Below are 18,616 nucleotides of genomic sequence, written 5' to 3' on the forward strand. Positions count from 1 at the left end.
ATTATCTGGTTCCGGCTGGAACCTGTGAATCGTAACCGGCTTCGAACTCATCCGGTGATCGCCAGCCGAGCCTCTTCTGGATGCGCTGGGAGTTGTACCAGCCGTCGATGTAGGCAAACAAGGCGTTCTCGGCCTCATCTCGGGTACGCCAGCTCCGCCGATAGACCAGCTCGGTCTTGAGAGTGGAGAAGAAGTTCTCCATCAACGCGTTGTCATAGCTGTCACCGACCGACCCCATCGACTGCGCTATCCCGTTGTCCGCCAGCCTGTTTGCGAATCGGATGGCTGTGTAGGTCGAGCCGCGGTCGCTGTGATGTATCAGCTGTCCGTCGCGGATCTCCCGGCTCCAGACCGCGTATTCCATCGCACCGAGCACCAGCTCGGTATCGCAGCGATCGGAGGTTTTCCATCCGACGATCCGGTTGGAGAACGCGTCCCGCACCGCCGCCAGCCAGAACGCGCCCTGACCGCACGGGATGCGGGTGGCATCGGCGACCCACAACCGGTTCGGTGCGTCGGCGGTGAAGTCGCGTTCGACCAGATCCGGCGCAGGTCTGGCTCGCGGATCCTGCCGGGTCGAGCTGAGTCGCCATTTCTTGCGCAAGAACGCGCCCTGCAACCGCGAGGCCCGCATCAGCCGTTCCACCCGTTTGCGGCCGACGCGAATTCCTCTGCGCCGCAACATCGCATGCACTCTCGGTGATCCGTACGTGCCGCCGGAGCTGGTGTGAATGTCGACGATCTCGGCCAGCAGCTTCTCGTCCTCGACATGGCGATCCGAGGGCTGCGCGGCGCGTTTGCGCCACTCGTAGTAGGTCGAGGACGCGATGCCCAGGACCCGTAGTAGGAGCTCGACCGGGTGTTGGCTGTTCTGTTCGATGAACCGCATGATCACCGCCGGGTCGGGCCGAGCTCCGAGGCGAAATACGCACTCGCAGAACGCAATATCTCGTTGACCCGCTCCAACTCGGCGACCCGTTTCTTCAACGCGCGGTTCTCGGCGAGCATGTCGGTCGTCGGCCGATCCTCACGTTCGCCGGCGTCGGCCTCGGCTTGGCGGATCCAGTTCCGCAACGCCTCGTGATGCACCCCGAGTTGCTCGGCGAGCTTGCGGATCGTCGGCTTCGGGTCCGACTCCCGATACAGGCGAACCGCCCGCGCCTTCAACTCATCGGGGTACTTCTTCGGTGCTGCCACGAATGACTCCTTCCGGCCCCTATCGGACCACAGGCCAGGTCTCGAAGCCCGTCCGGCACCGCCGCCCGGACTCCACGACCGGGCCTAGTCAGAGCCCTCCGAGAAAGCGGGGGAACCTCACGCCCTGGGCTACAACACCCCAGCCGGATACGCTGCAACCTGCATCCACCGATAACCGGCTCTCACACGCGGTGGACCGACTACCGGGGTCCCGTCACAACCTGCATCCACCGATAACCGGCTCTCACACGCGGTGGACCGACTACCGGGGTCCCGTCAGCGGTTGTCACCGAATGCTGCGCGTGTGCGTAACGCTGTCCGATGGCCCACGCTGCGCGGTCTGCTACCGCAAACATCCCGAATCGTTCAAAGCTTGCCAGGGATGTGGCCACGTGGAGCGTCTGTACCGCTTCGGCAACTGTCAACGCTGCGTCTGTATCGCGCACTTACACACTTTGCTCGGCGACGACAGCGGAATCATCGATCGGCTCGAACCGGTGTTCACCGCGCTGGTCCGGTCCGATGCCGACAGCACTCTGAACTATCTGGAGTATCGGGGCGGCTACCAGCTCCTCAAACAGCTACGCGAAGACGGCCGCCCGATAACCCACGAACTCCTCGACGAGTTCCGCGCTCAGCGAGCGTTACGGCCACTGCGTGATGCGCTGGTGTGCGCAGGCTTGCTCGAACCGCGCGACGAAATCCTGTGTGCCCTCACCGAGAAGCTCGATGAAACCCTCGCCACGATCGCTGACTCCGACGAGCAACGCCTCCTACGGAGCTACACCAACTGGCGCCTGCTGCGCAGACTCCGCGCACAATCGGGCACTCGTCCACTGACGCAGGCGCAAGCGGTCTACGCACGCAGCAAGCTCAACCGCGCAATAGGGCTGCTCGAAGTCGCTCACCAACTCGGTGGTCGACTCGAAGACCTCACCCAGCACGACATCGACGAATGGCAAGCACGCGATCGGTCGGCCAACCTCGCCCGCGACTTCGTGTCCTGGGCGACCGAACGACACCACTGCCGCCGCGGTCTTGTCGTAGCGGCCCATCCGCGACCCCAGCCCCCGAGCGGAATCTCCGACGATCACCGGTGGCATCTGGTGCGATCGTTGCTGCACGACACCACCATCGATCGATGCGACCGATTCGCCGGACTCCTCTTGCTGCTGTTCGCCCAGCCCGCCGGGCGCGTGGTCAGGCTGCGCACCGATGCCATCAGCCAGCGCATCGATGGCCGCCACGTATGCCTGGCTCTGGGTAGCGAACCGATCGAGCTGCCACCACCACTGGACGAATTGGCCTTGGACCTGGTCGTCAACCGCTACCGCGGCAGGGCCGCACTGGCCCGCGTCACTGATCACGACTGGTTGTTCCCCGGTCTGCGCGCGGGCACACCAATGAGCAGCCACCACCTGAACGGCCGCCTCAAACGCCTGGGAATCTCCGCCCAAACCGCCCGAAATACGGCGCTGATGGACCTCGCGAGTCACTTGCCTGCCGCAGTGCTATCTGCACTCCTGGGCCTCGATGTCGTAACCGCCCAGGGCTGGATAGCAGAAGTCGGTCAACGGCGTTCGTACGCGGCTGCCCTGGCTCAACGCACCACGAATCATCCGACAACGACGCCGTTCACGAGTGAAGGTTCGCACCGATAGCGTGTGCTGCCTGCGTGATGGCCGCGTCCGCAGCGAGCGTGCCACGCATGACGTCGAGCATCATGAAGGCGTTCGTGACACCGGAGTAGCGGGTCGCCAATGCTGGTACGCCAGCCCGGCGCAGTGCGCTGGCGTAGGCCTCGCCTTCGTCGCGCAGGCAGTCGGCTTCGGCGGTGATCACCAGTGCTGGCGGGAGAGCGGCGAGTTCATCCAGGCCGGCCTGCAGTGGCGCCGCGGTGGGTTCCAGGCGCGCGGCCTCGTCCGGGCAGTACTGATTCCAGAAGTCGCGGTAGCCCTCGGCTCGCAGAGCGTAGCCGGTAGCGAAGACCTGGTAGCTCTCGGTGTCGAACCCGGCGGCGGTCGCCGGGTACAGCAACGTTTGGTGCAGGAATTCCACGCCGCCGCGGCGGCTGGCGAGCAGGGTGAGCGCGGCTGCGATCGTGCCGCCCATCTGATCACCGGCCACACCCATCCGGGTCGGGTCGAGGTCGAGGCCGGGGCCCTCCTTTGTCAGCCAGGTTGCCACCGTCCAGCACTGTTCCAGGGCTGTGGGGTATCGGGCTTCCGGGGAGAGGGTGTATTCGGGGAAGGCGACAGCGACGCGGGCGCCGTGGGCGAGTTCGCGCACGAGGCGGTCATGGGTGGCGGCGTTGCCCATGACCCAGCCCGCGCCATGGATGAACAGCAGGACCGGCAGTGTCCCGGTGATGTTGCGGGGCCGCACGATCCGTACCGGCACGGCCGGATGCGCGTCGGGACGGTCGTCGACGAGGTACCACTGGTCGTCGGCGTCCGGGCGTGGGGTAGGACGGGCCTGGAGTTCGTCGAGCATTTTGCGTTTGGCCTCGGGTGGCACCGTGTAGAGGTATGGGATCACCTCGCTGGCCTCGGTGAATGCCTGCGCCTCGGGTTCGAGCGCCAGTCCGTGGGGGTTCGCTCCGGTGTTCATCGCCGCCTTCGTGCTCGGGCCAGTTGTTGCCACTCCCGCGGTGGCATGCCGTACGCATTGTGGAATGCGCGGCTGAAGTGGGCGGGACTGGCGAAGCCCCACGTGTAGCACAGGTCGGTGATGGTGACCTCGCGCCGGTCGTGGGCGGCGAGCACCGCGCGGCACCGTTCGAGGCGGGCATGCAGGATCCAGCGTGAGACGGTGGTGTCTTCTGCGGCGAAGATCTTGTGCAGGTAGCGCACCGAGATCCGATGTGCGGCGGCGATCGTCACCGGTGACAGGGTCGCGTCGTCGAGGTGGGCGTTGATGAAGGTCTTGACCCGTAACACCAAAGTGCGCCGGGCTGCGTCCTCGAGCGGCATTTCATGGAGGGTTTCCCCGATGAGAGTCGCGAGGATGTCGGTGACGTTGTGGGCGAGCTTGAGGCGGGTCTTGTGATGCAGCGGCTGGGTGTCATCGGCGAGACGGTTCAGGTACGGGATCAGGAACGCACTCAACGCGTGACTTTGCCGCATCGCGGTGCCGGTCAGATGCGAAATATCTACCCCGTCCAAGCCCAGTGCCTGTTTCGGGATCTGAAAGGTGCGGGTCGCGAAGTGCATGGGTGTTTCGATGCTGTAGGGCCGAGTGGTGTCCAGCAACGCGAAGTCGCCGGCGGTGAGAAACACCTCGCGCCCGTTCTGCATGATCCGCTGCTGACCGAGGTCGAGAAACCCGAAGATCAATGACTCCTTCGTATCCTCGGCGATGTGTCGCCAGGTTCGGTCGACCTCGAACGGCACCCCTAAGGAGTCCACGGCCATGAACAAGTCGTCGAACTTGTCGTAGCGGGGTTGGGTGGTTCGGGGTGCGTCGGTGGTCAGGCGCAGCAGGCAGTCGACCAGCTCGGTGCCGAACGGATCGGCGATGTCCATGACAAGTTCCTTCCGCCTGCGGAGACATCTCGACTGTATGCCCGCTCCACCACGCACGCAGTGGTCGCGGAACCAGCCCGTGCGCTCTCGGTCAAGTTTGTTGCGGCGGGTTCGCTCTCGGTCAAGTTCTGGCCTTTGTGCGGCTCTACCGTTGCCCTCGTCGCCTTTCGCCTGCGCTGATTCGAGGAATCATGACCGACATCGTCTTCCTGCATGGTCTGTGGATATCCAAGCTCGCTTGGGATCCGTGGATCTCCTACTTCGCCGACCGCGGCTACCGAGCCAGCGCACCAGCCTGGCCCGGAGAAGCCGACACCATCGAAGCCACCCGCGCCAACCCCGAGGCCCAGGCCGGCTTCGGGATCGACGAGCTGACCGAGCACTTCACCGAACTGCTGCGCGGCTACGACAGCCCGCCGGTGGTCATCGGGCATTCCTTCGGAGGCTTGCTGGCCGAGAAACTTCTCGGCCGTGATTGCATCGCCGGTGCGATCGCAATCGACCCCGCGCCGATCAAGGGTGTCAAACCACTGCCGTTCGCTCAGCTGAAGTCGGCGTTTCCGGTCCTGGGCAACCCCGCGAACAAGAACAAGGCCAAGGCCCTTACCGCGAAACAGTTCCGCTACGGCTTCGGCAACGCGCTCACACCGGAGGAATCCGACGCGTTGTGGGAACGATGGAGCATCCCTTCACCGGGCAAGCCCCTGTTCGAGGCAGGTTTCGCCAACTTCGCCCCGCATTCGCCAGCCAAGGTCGACACCGACAACGCTGAGCGCGGTCCGCTGCTGATCGTGTCCGGCACCGCCGACCACACCGTGCCCGACGTGTCCACGCGGGCGACGTTCAAGCTGTATGAGCACTCCGGTGCCGACACCGAGTTCTACCAGTTCGACGGCCGTGGCCATTCGCTGACCATCGACTCCGGGTGGACCGATGTTGCTGACCTGGCGTTGAAGTGGCTCGACGCCAAGGGATTCGGTCCCCGGTGAAGGCGGCACTGGGATTCATCGGCGCCGGCGCTATCGGGCACTCGGTCGCCCAAGTCTTCGCCGCGACCGGTGTCTGCGACATCGTCATCAGCAACAGTCGCGGTCCCGACAGCCTGTCCGGGCTCGGCTACGGGATGCGCGCCGGCACGCCGGAGCAGGCCGCCGAACAAGACGTCGTGTTCTGCGCGGTCCCGTGGAGCCGGGTCCCCGCCGCACTCGGTGCGGTGCCGGATTGGTCGGGACGCACGCTCGTCGACTGCACCAACCCGATCGAGGCACCTCGATTCGTCAAAGCCGACCTCGGCGGGCGCACCTCGAGCGAAGTCGTCGCCGACCTCGCGCCCGGTGCGCAGCTGGTCAAAGCGTTCAACCACCTCGCCCCACCAACGTATGCGGCCGGGCCGCCACTGGACGGCGGCCGCCGGGTGCTGTTCGTCTCCGGCGATCACGACGACGCAAAGAAGAAGGTCCTCGCACTGATCGACTTGATCGGGTTCGTGGGGGTCGACCTGGGCGCGCTGACCACCGGTGGCGCGCTGCACGAATTCCCCGGCGGGCCGCTGCCGTCGCGCAACTTCATCGAAATCGACTGAACCCACACTCCTTTCACGAGGACTCCGCATGTCATTCATCACGGTCGGCACCGAGAACACCACCAACATCGACCTCTACTACGAAGACCACGGCGACGGCGACCCGGTCGTGCTCATCCACGGCTTCCCCCTCGACGGCCGCTCGTGGGAAAAGCAGCAGACCGCCCTGCTCGAAGCAGGTCACCGGGTCATCACCTACGACCGCCGCGGGTTCGGAGAGTCCAGCCAGCCCACCACCGGCTACGACTACGACGTTTTCGCCGATGACCTCGCCACGATCATCGACACCCTCCACCTCGAGAATGTGAGCCTGGTCGGGTTCTCGATGGGGCACCGGCGAGATCGCCCGCTACATCAGCCGCTACGGCAGCGGGCGCCTGCGCAAGGTCGCGTTCATCGCCTCTCTGGAACCCTGGCTGATCGCCAGCGAAGACAACCCCACCGGCGTGGCGCCGTATGAGTTCTTCGCCGAGATCTCCGAGAAGGTCAAGCGCGACCGCTACGCCTACTTCACCGAGTTCTTCGCCACCTTCTACAACCTCGACACCAACCTCGGAACCCGTATCTCCGAGGAAGCGGTACGCAACTCCTGGAACACCGCCGCCCGCTCCGGCGCCTACGCCTCGGCAGCCGCGCCACTGACCTGGCCGACCAACTTCCGCCACGACATCCCCAACATCGATGTCCCCACACTCATCATCCACGGCACCGCCGACAACATCTTGCCGATCGACGCGACCGGACGAGCCTTCCACGCCGCCCTGCCCACCGCCGAGTACGTCGAAATCGACGGCGCCCCACACGGGTTGCTGTGGACCCACGCCGAGGAAGTCAACAAGCCTCTGCTGGCCTTCCTCGCCTGACCGCCCCGCTCGAACAACCACAGGAGAATCCTGATGAGGAAGACTCATATACCTCGGGCGGGCGCCGTCGCGATCGTCCTGACCGCGGCTGCGGTCCTGGCTCCGGCCACCACCGCGGCCGCCGAACCCGACCCCACGATCGTGCTGGTGCACGGCGCATTCGCCGACACCACCAGCTGGGACCGCGTCGCCGCCGCATTGCGCGCCGACGGCCACCGGGTCGTGGTGCCCGACAATCCGCTGCGCGGACCCGGCAACGACGCCGCCGCGATCGAGCAGACCCTGGCAACGATCGACGGTCCGATCGTGCTCGTCGGCCACTCCTACGGCGGTGCCGTCATCACCAACGTCGCCGACCCCGACGTGACCGCGCTGGTCTACGTCGCGGCGTTCGCCCCGGCCCAGGGCGAACCGGCCCAGCTGGCACTGGATCCGATCCGGTTCCCCGGCAGCCGCCTGCTTCCGCCGGTGCTGATGGTCGCGCCGGTCGACGACCCAGATGGGATCGCCGGCAAGAACCTCGACGGCTACGTCGACCCCGGTTCCTTCCACGAGGTCTTCGCCCAGGATGTCGATGCCGCGACCGCGGCCACGATGAACGCCCACCAACGCTCGCTCGCGTTGTCGGCGAACCTGGAACCGTCCGGACCGACATCCTGGTCGACGGTGCCGAGCTGGTATCTGGTGTCCGGCCACGACCGTGTCATCCCGCCTGCCTCACAGCGGCACATGGCCCAGCGCATCGGCGCGCACGTGAGTGAGGTTCCCGCCTCCCACGCCTCGCTGGTGTCACGTCCCGACGCGGTCGTCTCCGTCATCGAACAGGCCGCATCTCGCTGAAACACCCTGACAGCAGCCACGGTTTCGGGCGCCTCCTTCGCGGCACCCGAGACCGTGGTTGCGCGCCATCTCAGACGGCGAATCCGCCATCGACATCCCAGCTGATGCCGGTGACGAACCGTGCCTCCGGCCGCGCGAGGTAGGCGACCGCACTGGCGATGTCGGCGGGCTGGGCGTAGTGCCCGAGAGCCATCATCGACTTCATCGCGTCGGCGAAATCGCCTGTCGCCGGGTTCATGTCGGTGGCGGTCGGGCCCGGCTGGACCGTGTTCACGGTGATCCCGCGCGGCCCGAGCTCGCGCGCCAATCCCCGTGTGAGGCCCGCGACGGCGGCCTTGGTCAACGAGTACACCCCGATCCCGGGCACCGGTACGCGGTCGGCGTTGATGCTGCCGATCGTGATGATCCGACCACCCGACCCCAGATGTGGCGCTGCGGCTTTGATCGCGGTGAACACGCCCCGAACATTCACCGCCAACATCCGGTCGAACTCCTCGAGCGGGAACTCCTCGAGCGGCGCCACATGGGCAACGCCGGCGTTGTTCACCAGGATGTCGAGTCCACCCCACTCGGCGACGGTGGCCGCCACCGCCTCCTGCACAGCTACGGCGTCGCCGCTGTCTGCGCGGATCGCCAGCGCCGAGCCACCGCGAGCCACAATCCGCTCGGCCAACGCGGCCGCATCGTCTTTGGACGCGGAATAGGTGAACGCCACTTTTGCCCCATCCCGGGCCAACCGGTCCACGATCGCCGCGCCGATACCACGCGATCCGCCCGTCACCAGCGCCGTCCTACCCACCAACGGGAAAGCCATCTGCACGCCCACTATCCGCTCCTTCACCGGCCCATAAATACGAACCGATCGGTTACTATTGGTTGTGGACGGGACAACCAACGCTCGGCCGGAGATATTCCAAAACCATGTGGGGAGGGCGATGTGGCACCCGGCAGACCACGCTCGTTCGGCGTCGACGACGCACTCGAAGTCGCGATGCGCCTATTCTGGCGCCACGGCTACGAAGGAACCTCACTAGCCGAGCTGACCGAAGCGATGAACATCAACCGACGCAGCCTGTACGCCGCGTTCGGCAACAAGGAAGACCTGTTCCGACGCGCGGTCGACCGCTACCTCACAGGACCGGGCGCCTTCACCGCCCGCGCGCTCGACGCGCCCACCGCCCGCGGCGTCGCCGAAGCCCTGTTGTACGGCGCTGCCGAGAAATACACCGAACCCGATTCCCCGCACGGATGCCTGCTCGTGCAATCCGCGCTGGCATGCGGCCCGGCCGACGAATCGGTGCGCGATGAGCTCACCGACCGACGCAACACCGGAATCGCCGCACTGCGCGCACGATTGGCACGCGCCCGCGACGACGGCGACCTTCGCCCCGATGCCGACCCCGATGCGCTGGCGCGCTACCTCACCGCGATCGCGCAAGGTATCTCGGTGCAGGCTGCCAGCGGCGCCACGCGCGCCGACCTGAACATCGTCGCCGACCAGGCACTGCGCAACTGGCCCAGCGACTGACCCGCACCTCCGTGAGCATCCGATTCGATCGCCTGTAAGAGCCCGAAGTGGCGGGTGCACAACAGCTCTACAACAGCCTTCGTACCGCGTTCCTCGACCTGAGTGGCGACATCTACTGGCAGTCCGCCGACGACGACAACCGGGTCACCACCACCCACACGACGTGCTACGGCACCCACAACGGCGAATCCCCCAGCATCACACCGACCGGCGACCCGGGCGCTTCGAACCCATTGGCGTCTTCCGCGTCCGCAACACACAACTCACCGATGACCGGGGCTTCACCGACCTGCTCTCAGTCCTGATTCAAATCGATGCCCTCCCCTCACCGCCCGGCCAAAGTTCCGGGCAAGCGGCCAAACCGGATGAACACCAGCCCATTCCGCACGTTCTGATATCCCTCACTACCAACATCGTATGCGGCGAGCACCAGCGATCCGACGGTGCCGGAGTGCGCGCCAGTGCCCTCGATCCAGGCGGCAACGATCCCCTCCGCGCTACGACGAATCGGCGACTTGATCCATGCCCGGGTGCGCGTACCCGGCCGGTATACCGAATCGGTGCGCTTGGCGACGACCCCTTCGAGACCGGCCTGCTCGGCGGCGTCCAGCAGATGGGAAGGATCGAAATCGGTCCAGAACGGCGGCACCCGGACCCGGCCGCGCTCGACGGCGAGCCGGTCGAGGAGCGCCCGGCGCGCCAGGTAGGGCTGATCCATCGTGGAGACCCCGTCCACAGCGAGAAGGTCGAAAACGACGAACTCGACGCGGATCTCGTCGAGCAGCGCCCGTGTGGGGCGCGTGTGCATGCGGCGCTGCAGACGTGCGAACGAGGGCGCCCCGGTATCGGGATCGGGGGCGACGATCTCGCCGTCGAGCAACAGCCCGTCACCGAGGTCCGCCGTGGTCTCAGCCAGAGCCGCAGCTAGATCGGGGTAGGAGCCGGTGGCCTCACGTAGATTCCGGCTCCACAACCGGCAACCGGTCTCGTCGCAACGCGCAATCGCCCGCTGCCCGTCCCATTTCATCTCGAATGCCCAGATAGGAGATGCAGAAGGCAGAGTTCCCGGCGATGCCAGCATCGGCGCAGGTACACGAACCATCATCCGAGCATACGTACGGCAAACGCTGCGAAGGACTCGGCGCGACGAGCGAACCGTACGGTATTCTATCGAACATGCGTTCGAGATCGGAGGGTGGCGATCCGATGGGCGGACCAACGTCGACACCCGATGGCGCCGAAATGTCGCCGTCCGCCGACGTGCCGACCCCGCGGGTCGATCCCAGTGCGCCCAGGACCGAGGGCACCGAGCCGGAACTGCTGTATCCGGACGCCACAGGGCATTTCGCTCGCACCGTGGTGCAGGCTCCAAGGCCGGTATGGGTACGGCTGGACGCGGTGCTGATCCGGGATCCGGGCGCACCTTGCCATGTCAACGGGGCCGGGTTGGACATGCGCGGCGAGCGCCCGGGGTGGCTGAGCCACTGGGTGCCCAGCGTCGACGGCTGGTGGATGGGTCGCGTCACCTACTCGATCGCCTACGCCGACGGCCGCCGCGATCCGCTGGTCCTGGCCGATCAACTCGTCCCGGCCTACGCGCTGCGACCCCGCCGGGCCGCGGCCTCGCCCCGCCGCGGCCGCCGCCCCACGCCTTAGGCTGTCGCGCGCCGGCCGTGCCTGGCCGGGAACATCTGCGACTCTCGGAGGTCACCGGTGAGCGGTTGCTCGCACGCGGCACAGGCGAAAAAGATCATCGGGACAGTATGACTGGCACGCGGATGGGCCAAGCCTGGCCGCATCGCCATGCAGACACTGTCTCCAAGGCGAACCCTCTGATCGCAGCCCAAGACTGCACCGACGCCTCAGGGGAAAGTATGAGCGACCTCGTGGAGCGGCGGATCGATCGCTCTCGAGTCCTCGCCAGCTCACCCGGTACGCGAAAATCGCGGATGCACGGCCTGGGCGGGTGCCGCGTAAGGCTCCCACCGGACGCTACCGTCACCGGCCGCGGCGAGCGTCAGATGGGAACGACGCGGTTGTCCGGCGCGGTCGGTGACGGTCACCTCCAGGTGCACCGCGCGGACGCGGCCGTGGCCCCGCCCCAGGCCGGTGTAGCCGATCGGATGCGCCGACAGATCCAGGTTCGTGCCCGGTGTGCGTACGTGCCGTCCGGACACGATCAGCACCGACCCGCTCGCGCGGGCCCGCGCGGTGATGACTTTCCAGCGTGAGGGCGGCACCACGATGTCGTCGACGTCGAGCACAACGAGGTCCAGGCCGTCCAGCAGCACGGACGCCACCTCACCCGGGTCGCCGCGCGTCGGGTCAACAAGGGCCAGTCGATCGAGCTGCGCGCCCATCTCGTGGGCTGCCAGCAGGCCCAGGGAGGTACCACCGACGACCGCGGCCGAGCGGCCGCCGCCGGTGACCGCGGCGAGCAGGCCGGTCAGCACGCTGCCCCGCCCGCACCGCACTGTCGTTCCGCGCGCGAGCCCGCCGTCGGGCAGCACGTCGCCGAGGGCGCCGGGCACCTCGAGCACGTCGGCCGCGCGTACCCGGGCCCGCGCGCCCGCGCCGATCCGGCCGTCGACCCGAGCGATGCGGCCCCGCAGCTCCGCCAGCTGCTCGTCGCGCGACCGACCCGCCAGCGCCGGATCCAGCGCACCGGACCGGCGCGCCGGGGCACTCATCCGCCGCCGATCGCATCGCACATACGTTCGAACGATACGGCATGCGACACCCCGTTGGCGACGGTGACCCGCGCATATTCCCAGGTGAGCGGCCTGCGTCGTAGCGTCTGGCGCTAGCCACCGCAGCGGAAACGACAGTGCCGCAGCCGGTTCGACGACCGCCAGGCCGCCGGTGATCTCGACACGGACGGTGGTCACCGACGGACTCCTTCGGATGGCGCCGAGCTGGACCGAATGGGCCTCCGTCCCCGAAGTGACCCCAGGCCAGTGCGTTACTGGCCTTCGACAGTCGCCGGCCCTGGGCAGGGCGAGGTGAGATATAGGGGTGGCAGGAAGTTTTCCGGTCGGCGCCGGCGAAGGTGTTCGCGGATGGTCGTGGCAGCAGTGGGGCTTGTCGCGTCAGTGAGTTCGAGAACACGCCGGATGGTCAGGGCGTCGGTCCCGCGATTCGCGGCATCCTGAACGTATCGGTCGAGGAAGTCGAGCGCGTCAAGGCCCGAAGTGCGTGGCTGGCGCCGCACGACGAGCCGTTTTCGCTCGATGTCGATGTCGCTGATGCCCCGTCGGGCACGGACTAGCTGTTCGGCGTGGTCGAGGGTGCCGACTGAGGCCAGGTCGGCAGCGATCGAGTCGTTGGCGAGTCGGCCCGCCTCGACGCGGAAGACCGTGGTGCAGCGGCCGTCAACGACGATCGTGGTGTCGCGTTGAGACTCGACGCGTCCACGCCAGCCTGCCGCGGCGACGGCAAGCAGTGCATTCGCCTCAGATGGGTGCCATTGCCACACGCCGTCCAGCTCGGCGGCGTCCTGCGGCTGCAGATCGATCAGCCGAGCGGCCTCAAGTCGAGCAAGCCGATGCTCGAGTTCGTCGAGGGCGAGCTCGCCGTCGAGGCCCAGTCCCGTGACAAGAACGTCCGTCGGCAATCCGGTCCCGACGGCCGCGGCCAGGGCGAGCGAGTCGGCGAGTGGGCTGCGCAGGCCGGGTTCGTGTCCGGCTGCCAGGATGTCGCCTCCGACATCGACCACCAGTAGCAGGTCTGCGTTGAAAACCTTCGCCGCCCGCCTCAGTTGACGGCTCAGTCCCACGGCGCCGTGTTCCGGATCAGCCAACAGCATCGGCACGTTCGTATGGTTGGCGAGGCGGGGGAGTGTCGACAGCCCCCCGGTGTTCAGGCTGGCATTCGGTCCGACCTCGTAAAGGCCGGATCCATGGTCGATCAGACCGTCGAAGTCGGCTGCACTGCGTGGACCGGGCAAGGGGTCCATGAGCAGCCGGTCCCACGACCAGCTCATGATGGCCGAGACTGCAATCTGATCGGCGAGCGCATGTCCGAGCACGGCGGCGGAGATGGCATCCCCGCCACCACCTGCGGCGAAGGCCACTGCATTCCTCATGAGTCTGCCTACTGTCGTCGAGCGAAAAAGTGGCTAATGTGGCTAGTGGCCTAGGGTACTAGGTCGCCCACGAGAGGAAGTTGCTGTGCCGAACATCGAGCAGGTCGCAGCGCCGTACAAGCAAATCGCCAGCGCGCTGCGTGACGAGATCGTTCGCGGCGACCTGCGGCCCGGCGACAAGCTGCCCTCGGAACGGGAACTGGCCAAACGCTGGGGCGTCTCACGGCCGACCGCATCCAGTGCGGTGGCGGTCCTTCGTTCGCAGGGCCTGGTCGAGTCACGCGTGGGGTCGGGCACGATCGTGCGTGACGTCGCGGCGGCGCCACGTGCTCGCGAGCGGTATGAGCGTGCGGCCGCGTTGGGCACGATGTACAGCGACGCGGAGAGCGTCAGCTTTCCGAGTGTCGGAATCGTCGACGCGCCAGCCGATGTCGCGCGCTCGCTCGGAATCGACCCGGACTCCCAGGTCATTCGGCGGTGCCGACTCATCACCAACGACCGTCCGATCGAGTTCTCTACCAGCTGGTTCCCGGCCGAGCTCGCGGAGACTGCCCCGGCCTTGCTGACCCCGGAGCGCATTCGGGGAGGGACACTGCGGTATCTGGCTGAAACGCTGGGACTGCGTGCGTCATTCGCTCGCGATCAGGTCAGCGCCCGCGTCGCGACGGAGGCCGAGGCGGACTATCTCCGGCTCGACCACGGATCGGCTGTGCTGGTCTACTGGCTGGTCGCCTACGGTCCCGGTGAGACTCCGCTGCAAGTCGACGAGGCTGTCTACCCTCCGTCGACGTGGACGTTCCGTCAGGAATATCCGATCACCCTCTGATCTCGCTCTCCGAAAATTTTTCGGTCATCGACCAAGTGGCCTATGCCACTGGCCTCTAAAGTGGCATAGTCCAATAGTGGCGCCGGACGCGCGCCTCACCAAGCCACATCGCGGAGGGACGGGCCGAGATGACCGTCGAGATGGACTGCAAGGGGATTCGCACCGACAGGTCGGCGGTGTGCGCGGTGGCGGTCGGGGCGGGGCGGTGGATCTGTCCGCCGATGCGGGGCCGAACCTTCACCGCCGATCAGGCGCTGGCACTGATCGTCCTGGCCGACACGATCAGCGAGGTTCTGCCGCTCCCCCCAGCCGACCCACGGTGGCGTGAACTCGAAGCGATGGTGCGGCCCATCGGCCTCACACTCAATGAGACGGCTCGAATGCTGGAGTTGTGCGACGTCGCCGAGATGTCACGGATTCCGATCCGGACCGCCGCCGAGCCGGAGCCATATCCGGTATCGGTGTCCCGGTCGTGGTTGTTGGGTCGGGCACTGGCCGTGGCCAGTGGCTGGTCGCGCACCGCTGGTTCGCCTGTCGCTCTGGGCAGTTGAGGGGGGCAGCCATGACGTCTGTAGCTGCGGAAGCACAGCACCCCTCGTCGGCAGCAGGGCCGTCGGCCCTGCACACGCACTGCGAGTTCTACCGCGCGCACGGGATCGACGCGCGTGTCCAGGTGGACCTAGGGCGGCTCATCGTCGTCGCCAACAGCCGCCTGGCGGGGCTGACCATGCCCGCCGAACTGGCGACCAAAGTCCGTAATCACTTGCGTGCCAGGCAGATCGACCTCGGCCCGGTGATCTCGCACCCCCGCTCCAAGCGCTGGACGCTACTGGTGACCGGCAACGCACCCAACGACCAAGTCACCTGCGCCCGGCTTTTCCGGCACCAGGTAGCACTGGCCCGCTCCGGAACACAGATCGCGCTGCCTGCGCCCACCGAGTGGCACGAGAACCTGCGGTACTGGGTCGAACCGCCGACCGCGCCACTGCCGTCCGGAGCGGTAGTTGCCCAAGCAATTCTGGATTGCGTCGCGCCGGCGAGACAGCAATGACCGCACTCGTCGTCGGGGCCGTCCTGACAGTCGGGATCGCCGTCCTCGTCGCGATGAACATGTGGTGGTCGCGAGACGCGCACGGAATCTCGGTATCGGATATACACGCGGATCTCGCACACCGCGCACCCGCGCGGCCGTTGTCCGCCGATCGCGCCCACGAACTCACCCAGAAGCACAAGTCGTGCTCTGCCGAGGACTGTGCCTGCAAACGCGCCGCGCTGCGGGCACAAATCCGCGCAGGCCGAATGACGCCGACAAACGCCCTCCACGAGCTGCTGTTCAACCGCTTCGGTGACGAGGAACCGATCGACCGCCCGCGGGGGAGCCTGCAGTGAATGCCCCCGACGTCCTGCTTCTGTCGGCCCAGCCGATCAACGCTTGTTCAACTGCTCGCTGGCAAAGGCCCCGCGTTGCCGCAGCGCCATCCTCAGATCCTCGACGCCGACCGGGACCTACTAGCACGGCACACCGCAATCGCCGCCACTGCCGACTCGCAGCTACTGAGTCCTGAATCCACTCATGCCGAACACGTTTCGACCATCATCCGACAAGGAGACACCGCCGATGACCACTACGATTCCCGTCCGTGCCCGCCGCGAGGTAACTGGCGTCACCCCTACTCGTGCCCGCGGCCGAGTCAGGGCGCTGCTGCACCGTGAACTGCTCACGCCCGCAGACCTGATCGCTCCGGTGCTGGTGCAGCCGGACCACCGAAGCCCCGAGACCTATCGTCACATCCCGACGGCGGTACGGCTGAGTGGTCTACCCGCCTTCGCCGACGAACTGTGGGCGTTGGGCGTTCATGCGATCAAGCTGTTCGCCTTCGTCGAGAACAAGACCCCTGCGGGCACCGCCGCCATCGCCCCGGACAACCTGATGGTCCAGTCGATCCAGACCGTTCGTGCGGCGGTTCCGGGAATGGTGATCTCCACCGAGGTATGTGGCTGCGCGTGGACCGACACCGGCGAATGCGTCGTGCTCGACGACCATGGCCGGACCGATCTGGCCGCGACCTACACCCTGATGTCGTCGATGGCCACGCTGCATGCCCAGGCCGGCGCGGACATCATCGGCCCGGCAGCGGTACTCGACGGCTCGGTGATGGAGATCCGACGCGTCCTCGACGAGCGAGGATTCGGCGACGTCGCGATCACCCCCAGCGTCATCTTCGACAGCGCCCTGTTCACCGCCTACAAATCCGCGATGAACACCGAACCCGGCCGCGGCAACCGACGAGGTTTCCAGATCGATCCCGACCGCGCCGGACTCGCGCTATTGCAGGCCGAGCGCTGGATCAGAGAGGGCGCGGACTCCGCACTGGTCCAGCCTGCCATGACCTCGATCGACGTGCTGACCAAACTGCGAGCGAGCACCCACGTTCCGCTGACCGCGTTCTCACCACTGGGGGAGTCCCAGATGTTCGCGACCGCCTCGGATGCGGTCCTGCTCGAATACCTGCGCTCGCTCAAGCGAGCAGGCGCCGACCTGATCATGACCTACGACGCGACCCGCGCCGCCCGCCTGCTCACCGAGGAGAAGTGATGCCCACTCTCACCGCACCACCGATCACCGTGCCGCCGCTGGTCATCCACGCCCAGCGACGCGCACTGTCCGCGGGATTCCAGATGTCGTGTACGGACCGAACCGGCGCGCTGCTGCGCACGCTCGCCGCGACGAAGCCCGGCGGCCGCATCCTCGAGCTCGGCACCGGGGTGGGAGTCGGCGCGGCCTGGCTGCTAGACGGCATGGACTCCACCGCCCGGCTGGTCACCGTCGACGCCGACCCGCCGGTCGCTGAGATCGCCCGCGACGTGGTGGGCAGCGACCACCGAGTCACCACACATATCGGCGACGCCAGTGAGTTCCTTGCCAGCGACCACGGCATGTTCGACCTCGCGTTCGTCGACTGCCGACCGGGGAAGTTCCACGACCGGGATCAGCTGCTGTCTCGGCTCACGCCGGGCGGTATCTGGGTCGTCGACGACCTGCTGCCCCAGCACACCTGGCCAGCCGATCATCAGGCGCGCGTCGACCAGCTGATGCGCGAAATCGGCGATGAGACAACGCTTCTGCTCTCGGTCTTGGACTGGGACAGCGGTCTGATCGTCGGCACGAAGCGGGCCGAGTAGAGTGCCCGCCATGTCGCGGTCACGCACCATTCGGATATCCACCCGGTCGAGCCCGATGGCGGTACACCAGGCCGAGCAAGTCGCCGCCGGCCTGGCCGCGCTCGGCGCCGACACCGAACTCGTCAAGCTCACCACTGCCGGTGACCGGTGGATGGGCGACCTCGCCGCCCTGGGGGGAAAGGGCGCGTTCGTGAAGGAGATCGACGCCGCGCTGCTCAGCGGTGACGCCGACCTGGCGGTGCACTGCCTCAAGGACATCCCAGGCGACATCCCCATTCCGCAGGGACTGGCCTTCGCCGCGTACCTGCCCCGTGAGGACGTCCACGACGCGGTGATCAGTCGATCCGGGTTGGCGCTGGCCGACCTGCCAGCCGGTGCTGTCGTCGGCACCAGTTCGGTCCGTCGAAGGGCGCAATTGCAGCTGCGGCATCCACACCTGGATATCCAGCCGTTGCGCGGCAACGTCAATTCGCGGCTGGCTCGCCTCGACGAAGGGCACTTCGACGCTCTCATCGCCGCGGTATCGGGTCTTCACCGCGTCGGTCAGCAGCACCGCATCACCGAAACCCTCACCGTGGAGGAGATGTGCCCGCCCATCGGAGCGGGCATCATCGCGTTGCAGTGCCGCGCCGATGACGCCGAGCTGCTGACGCTGGCCGCCCAGCTCGACGACGGCCGCACCCGCCGTCACGCTGCCGCCGAGCGGGCGATGCTCCACGCCCTGCAAGGACACTGCAATTCCCCGATCGCGGGATTGGCCACCGATGCGCCAGGCGGACGGATCCAATTGCGCGGGACCGTGTTCTCCGCTGACGGCTCTCAGTGGCTCGATGCTCAGGATTGGGGGGTCGCCGAAGACCCCGATGCGTTGGGATTCTTCATCGGCTCGAATCTGCTGCGCCAGGGTGCTCGTCGACTGATCGACGCGATCCCGCACTGATACCCGCCGTGTCGTTGTGACAAGAATTTCCAGATGAGAATGCTTCACA

Annotated in this window: 21 protein-coding genes and 1 pseudogene; 14 read left to right on the forward strand and 8 right to left on the reverse strand. The window is 66.8% G+C overall.

Features of this window, described 5'->3' with window-relative positions:
- Position 1 precedes the first annotated feature (1 nt).
- Positions 2-946 carry an IS3 family transposase gene (locus OHB21_RS22475; protein ID WP_113975332.1) on the reverse strand — a complete coding sequence of 315 codons (945 nt, stop codon included), beginning with the start codon at positions 944-946 and terminating at the stop codon, positions 2-4.
- A complete protein-coding gene (locus tag OHB21_RS22480) occupies positions 892-1,197 on the reverse strand; it encodes a transposase (RefSeq protein ID WP_039818378.1) in 306 nt (101 codons plus the stop codon). Before OHB21_RS22480 ends, OHB21_RS22475 begins: the two co-directional genes overlap by 55 nt.
- Before the next feature lie 392 nt (positions 1,198-1,589).
- On the opposite strand from OHB21_RS22480, the gene OHB21_RS22485 reads away from it, so the two are divergent.
- Positions 1,590-2,858, forward strand: coding sequence for a hypothetical protein (locus OHB21_RS22485; RefSeq protein ID WP_067509321.1), 1,269 nt, complete (start codon positions 1,590-1,592; stop codon positions 2,856-2,858).
- Here the strand turns inward: OHB21_RS22485 and OHB21_RS22490 are convergent.
- Together OHB21_RS22490 and OHB21_RS22495 are read right to left on the reverse strand one after the other, a co-directional pair.
- Positions 2,833-3,807, reverse strand: coding sequence for an alpha/beta hydrolase (locus tag OHB21_RS22490; RefSeq protein WP_067509323.1), 975 nt, complete (start codon positions 3,805-3,807; stop codon positions 2,833-2,835). The two genes, OHB21_RS22485 and OHB21_RS22490, sit on opposite strands and share 26 nt — an antisense overlap.
- On the reverse strand, positions 3,804-4,721 hold the full coding sequence (locus OHB21_RS22495; RefSeq protein WP_067509325.1) for a helix-turn-helix domain-containing protein: 918 nt from the start codon (positions 4,719-4,721) through the stop codon (positions 3,804-3,806). The genes OHB21_RS22490 and OHB21_RS22495 overlap by 4 nt, the downstream gene beginning before the upstream one ends.
- Positions 4,722-4,912: 191 nt before the next feature.
- Here OHB21_RS22495 and OHB21_RS22500 point away from each other — a divergent pair, with 191 nt between their 5' ends.
- From OHB21_RS22500 to OHB21_RS22515, 4 genes and pseudogenes are all read left to right on the forward strand, one after another.
- Positions 4,913-5,710 carry an alpha/beta hydrolase gene (locus OHB21_RS22500; protein WP_195126855.1) on the forward strand — a complete coding sequence of 266 codons (798 nt, stop codon included), beginning with the start codon at positions 4,913-4,915 and terminating at the stop codon, positions 5,708-5,710.
- Positions 5,707-6,303 (forward strand): NADPH-dependent F420 reductase, encoded by a 597-nt coding sequence (locus OHB21_RS22505; protein ID WP_067509329.1) that lies wholly within the window; start codon positions 5,707-5,709, stop codon positions 6,301-6,303. The genes OHB21_RS22500 and OHB21_RS22505 overlap by 4 nt, the downstream gene beginning before the upstream one ends.
- A gap of 28 nt (positions 6,304-6,331) precedes the next feature.
- Positions 6,332-7,166 (forward strand): annotated as a pseudogene (locus OHB21_RS22510) (alpha/beta fold hydrolase).
- Between the two features lie 33 nt (positions 7,167-7,199).
- On the forward strand, positions 7,200-8,006 hold the full coding sequence (locus tag OHB21_RS22515; protein ID WP_067509331.1) for an alpha/beta fold hydrolase: 807 nt from the start codon (positions 7,200-7,202) through the stop codon (positions 8,004-8,006).
- A gap of 70 nt (positions 8,007-8,076) precedes the next feature.
- Here the strand turns inward: OHB21_RS22515 and OHB21_RS22520 are convergent, their stop codons facing one another.
- Positions 8,077-8,820, reverse strand: coding sequence for a 3-oxoacyl-ACP reductase family protein (locus OHB21_RS22520; RefSeq protein ID WP_067509392.1), 744 nt, complete (start codon positions 8,818-8,820; stop codon positions 8,077-8,079).
- 123 nt (positions 8,821-8,943) lie between these two features.
- Here OHB21_RS22520 and OHB21_RS22525 point away from each other — a divergent pair, with 123 nt between their 5' ends.
- Positions 8,944-9,534, forward strand: coding sequence for a TetR/AcrR family transcriptional regulator (locus OHB21_RS22525; RefSeq protein ID WP_067509333.1), 591 nt, complete (start codon positions 8,944-8,946; stop codon positions 9,532-9,534).
- Positions 9,535-9,859: 325 nt separating this feature from the next.
- On the opposite strand, the gene OHB21_RS22530 is transcribed toward OHB21_RS22525, so the two are convergent.
- On the reverse strand, positions 9,860-10,639 hold the full coding sequence (locus tag OHB21_RS22530) for an ATP-dependent DNA ligase (protein WP_084537647.1): 780 nt from the start codon (positions 10,637-10,639) through the stop codon (positions 9,860-9,862).
- Positions 10,640-10,710: 71 nt separating this feature from the next.
- Between OHB21_RS22530 and OHB21_RS22535 the strand changes: the two genes are divergently transcribed.
- Positions 10,711-11,190 carry a hypothetical protein gene (locus OHB21_RS22535; protein ID WP_228801752.1) on the forward strand — a complete coding sequence of 160 codons (480 nt, stop codon included), beginning with the start codon at positions 10,711-10,713 and terminating at the stop codon, positions 11,188-11,190.
- Positions 11,191-11,459: 269 nt separating this feature from the next.
- Here the strand turns inward: OHB21_RS22535 and OHB21_RS22540 are convergent, their stop codons facing one another.
- Positions 11,460-12,224, reverse strand: coding sequence for a hypothetical protein (locus tag OHB21_RS22540; RefSeq protein WP_113975330.1), 765 nt, complete (start codon positions 12,222-12,224; stop codon positions 11,460-11,462).
- A 272-nt stretch (positions 12,225-12,496) separates the two neighbouring features.
- On the reverse strand, positions 12,497-13,606 hold the full coding sequence (locus OHB21_RS22545) for a DUF1152 domain-containing protein (RefSeq protein WP_067509341.1): 1,110 nt from the start codon (positions 13,604-13,606) through the stop codon (positions 12,497-12,499).
- Between the two features lie 97 nt (positions 13,607-13,703).
- On the opposite strand from OHB21_RS22545, the gene OHB21_RS22550 reads away from it, so the two are divergent.
- From OHB21_RS22550 to hemC, 7 genes are all read left to right on the forward strand, one after another.
- Positions 13,704-14,444, forward strand: coding sequence for a GntR family transcriptional regulator (locus OHB21_RS22550; protein ID WP_067509342.1), 741 nt, complete (start codon positions 13,704-13,706; stop codon positions 14,442-14,444).
- A 185-nt stretch (positions 14,445-14,629) separates the two neighbouring features.
- Positions 14,630-14,995, forward strand: coding sequence for a hypothetical protein (locus tag OHB21_RS22555; protein WP_328435937.1), 366 nt, complete (start codon positions 14,630-14,632; stop codon positions 14,993-14,995).
- Between the two features lie 11 nt (positions 14,996-15,006).
- Complete coding sequence (locus OHB21_RS22560; protein ID WP_147265960.1) at positions 15,007-15,495, forward strand: DNA-directed RNA polymerase subunit beta; 489 nt, start codon at positions 15,007-15,009, stop codon at positions 15,493-15,495.
- Positions 15,492-15,833: a hypothetical protein gene (locus tag OHB21_RS22565; protein WP_067509345.1), complete on the forward strand. Its 342-nt coding sequence runs from the start codon at positions 15,492-15,494 to the stop codon at positions 15,831-15,833. The genes OHB21_RS22560 and OHB21_RS22565 overlap by 4 nt, the downstream gene beginning before the upstream one ends.
- A gap of 229 nt (positions 15,834-16,062) precedes the next feature.
- Complete coding sequence (locus tag OHB21_RS22570; RefSeq protein ID WP_170160808.1) at positions 16,063-17,040, forward strand: hypothetical protein; 978 nt, start codon at positions 16,063-16,065, stop codon at positions 17,038-17,040.
- A complete protein-coding gene (locus tag OHB21_RS22575; protein ID WP_067509349.1) occupies positions 17,040-17,627 on the forward strand; it encodes an O-methyltransferase in 588 nt (195 codons plus the stop codon). Before OHB21_RS22570 ends, OHB21_RS22575 begins: the two co-directional genes overlap by 1 nt.
- 10 nt (positions 17,628-17,637) lie before the next feature.
- The gene (hemC, locus tag OHB21_RS22580) at positions 17,638-18,567 is read left to right on the forward strand and encodes a hydroxymethylbilane synthase (protein ID WP_067509396.1); all 930 of its coding nucleotides are present in this window, start codon (positions 17,638-17,640) and stop codon (positions 18,565-18,567) included.
- Positions 18,568-18,616: the final 49 nt, after the last annotated feature.

It is taken from the genome of Nocardia puris (assembly GCF_036051655.1).
Lineage (GTDB): Bacteria > Actinomycetota > Actinomycetes > Mycobacteriales > Mycobacteriaceae > Nocardia > Nocardia puris.

Coding starts and splice junctions, on each gene's coding strand:
- OHB21_RS22490 (WP_067509323.1), bottom strand. CDS start 3,807: ATGAACACCGGAGCGAACCCCCACGGACTGGCGCTCGAACCCGAGGCG.
- OHB21_RS22495 (WP_067509325.1), bottom strand. CDS start 4,721: ATGGACATCGCCGATCCGTTCGGCACCGAGCTGGTCGACTGCCTGCTG.
- OHB21_RS22500 (WP_195126855.1), top strand. CDS start 4,913: ATGACCGACATCGTCTTCCTGCATGGTCTGTGGATATCCAAGCTCGCT.
- OHB21_RS22515 (WP_067509331.1), top strand. CDS start 7,200: ATGAGGAAGACTCATATACCTCGGGCGGGCGCCGTCGCGATCGTCCTG.
- OHB21_RS22520 (WP_067509392.1), bottom strand. CDS start 8,820: ATGGCTTTCCCGTTGGTGGGTAGGACGGCGCTGGTGACGGGCGGATCG.
- OHB21_RS22530 (WP_084537647.1), bottom strand. CDS start 10,639: ATGATGGTTCGTGTACCTGCGCCGATGCTGGCATCGCCGGGAACTCTG.
- OHB21_RS22535 (WP_228801752.1), top strand. CDS start 10,711: ATGCGTTCGAGATCGGAGGGTGGCGATCCGATGGGCGGACCAACGTCG.
- OHB21_RS22540 (WP_113975330.1), bottom strand. CDS start 12,224: ATGAGTGCCCCGGCGCGCCGGTCCGGTGCGCTGGATCCGGCGCTGGCG.
- OHB21_RS22560 (WP_147265960.1), top strand. CDS start 15,007: ATGACGTCTGTAGCTGCGGAAGCACAGCACCCCTCGTCGGCAGCAGGG.
- OHB21_RS22565 (WP_067509345.1), top strand. CDS start 15,492: ATGACCGCACTCGTCGTCGGGGCCGTCCTGACAGTCGGGATCGCCGTC.
- OHB21_RS22570 (WP_170160808.1), top strand. CDS start 16,063: ATGACCACTACGATTCCCGTCCGTGCCCGCCGCGAGGTAACTGGCGTC.
- OHB21_RS22575 (WP_067509349.1), top strand. CDS start 17,040: ATGCCCACTCTCACCGCACCACCGATCACCGTGCCGCCGCTGGTCATC.
- hemC (WP_067509396.1), top strand. CDS start 17,638: ATGTCGCGGTCACGCACCATTCGGATATCCACCCGGTCGAGCCCGATG.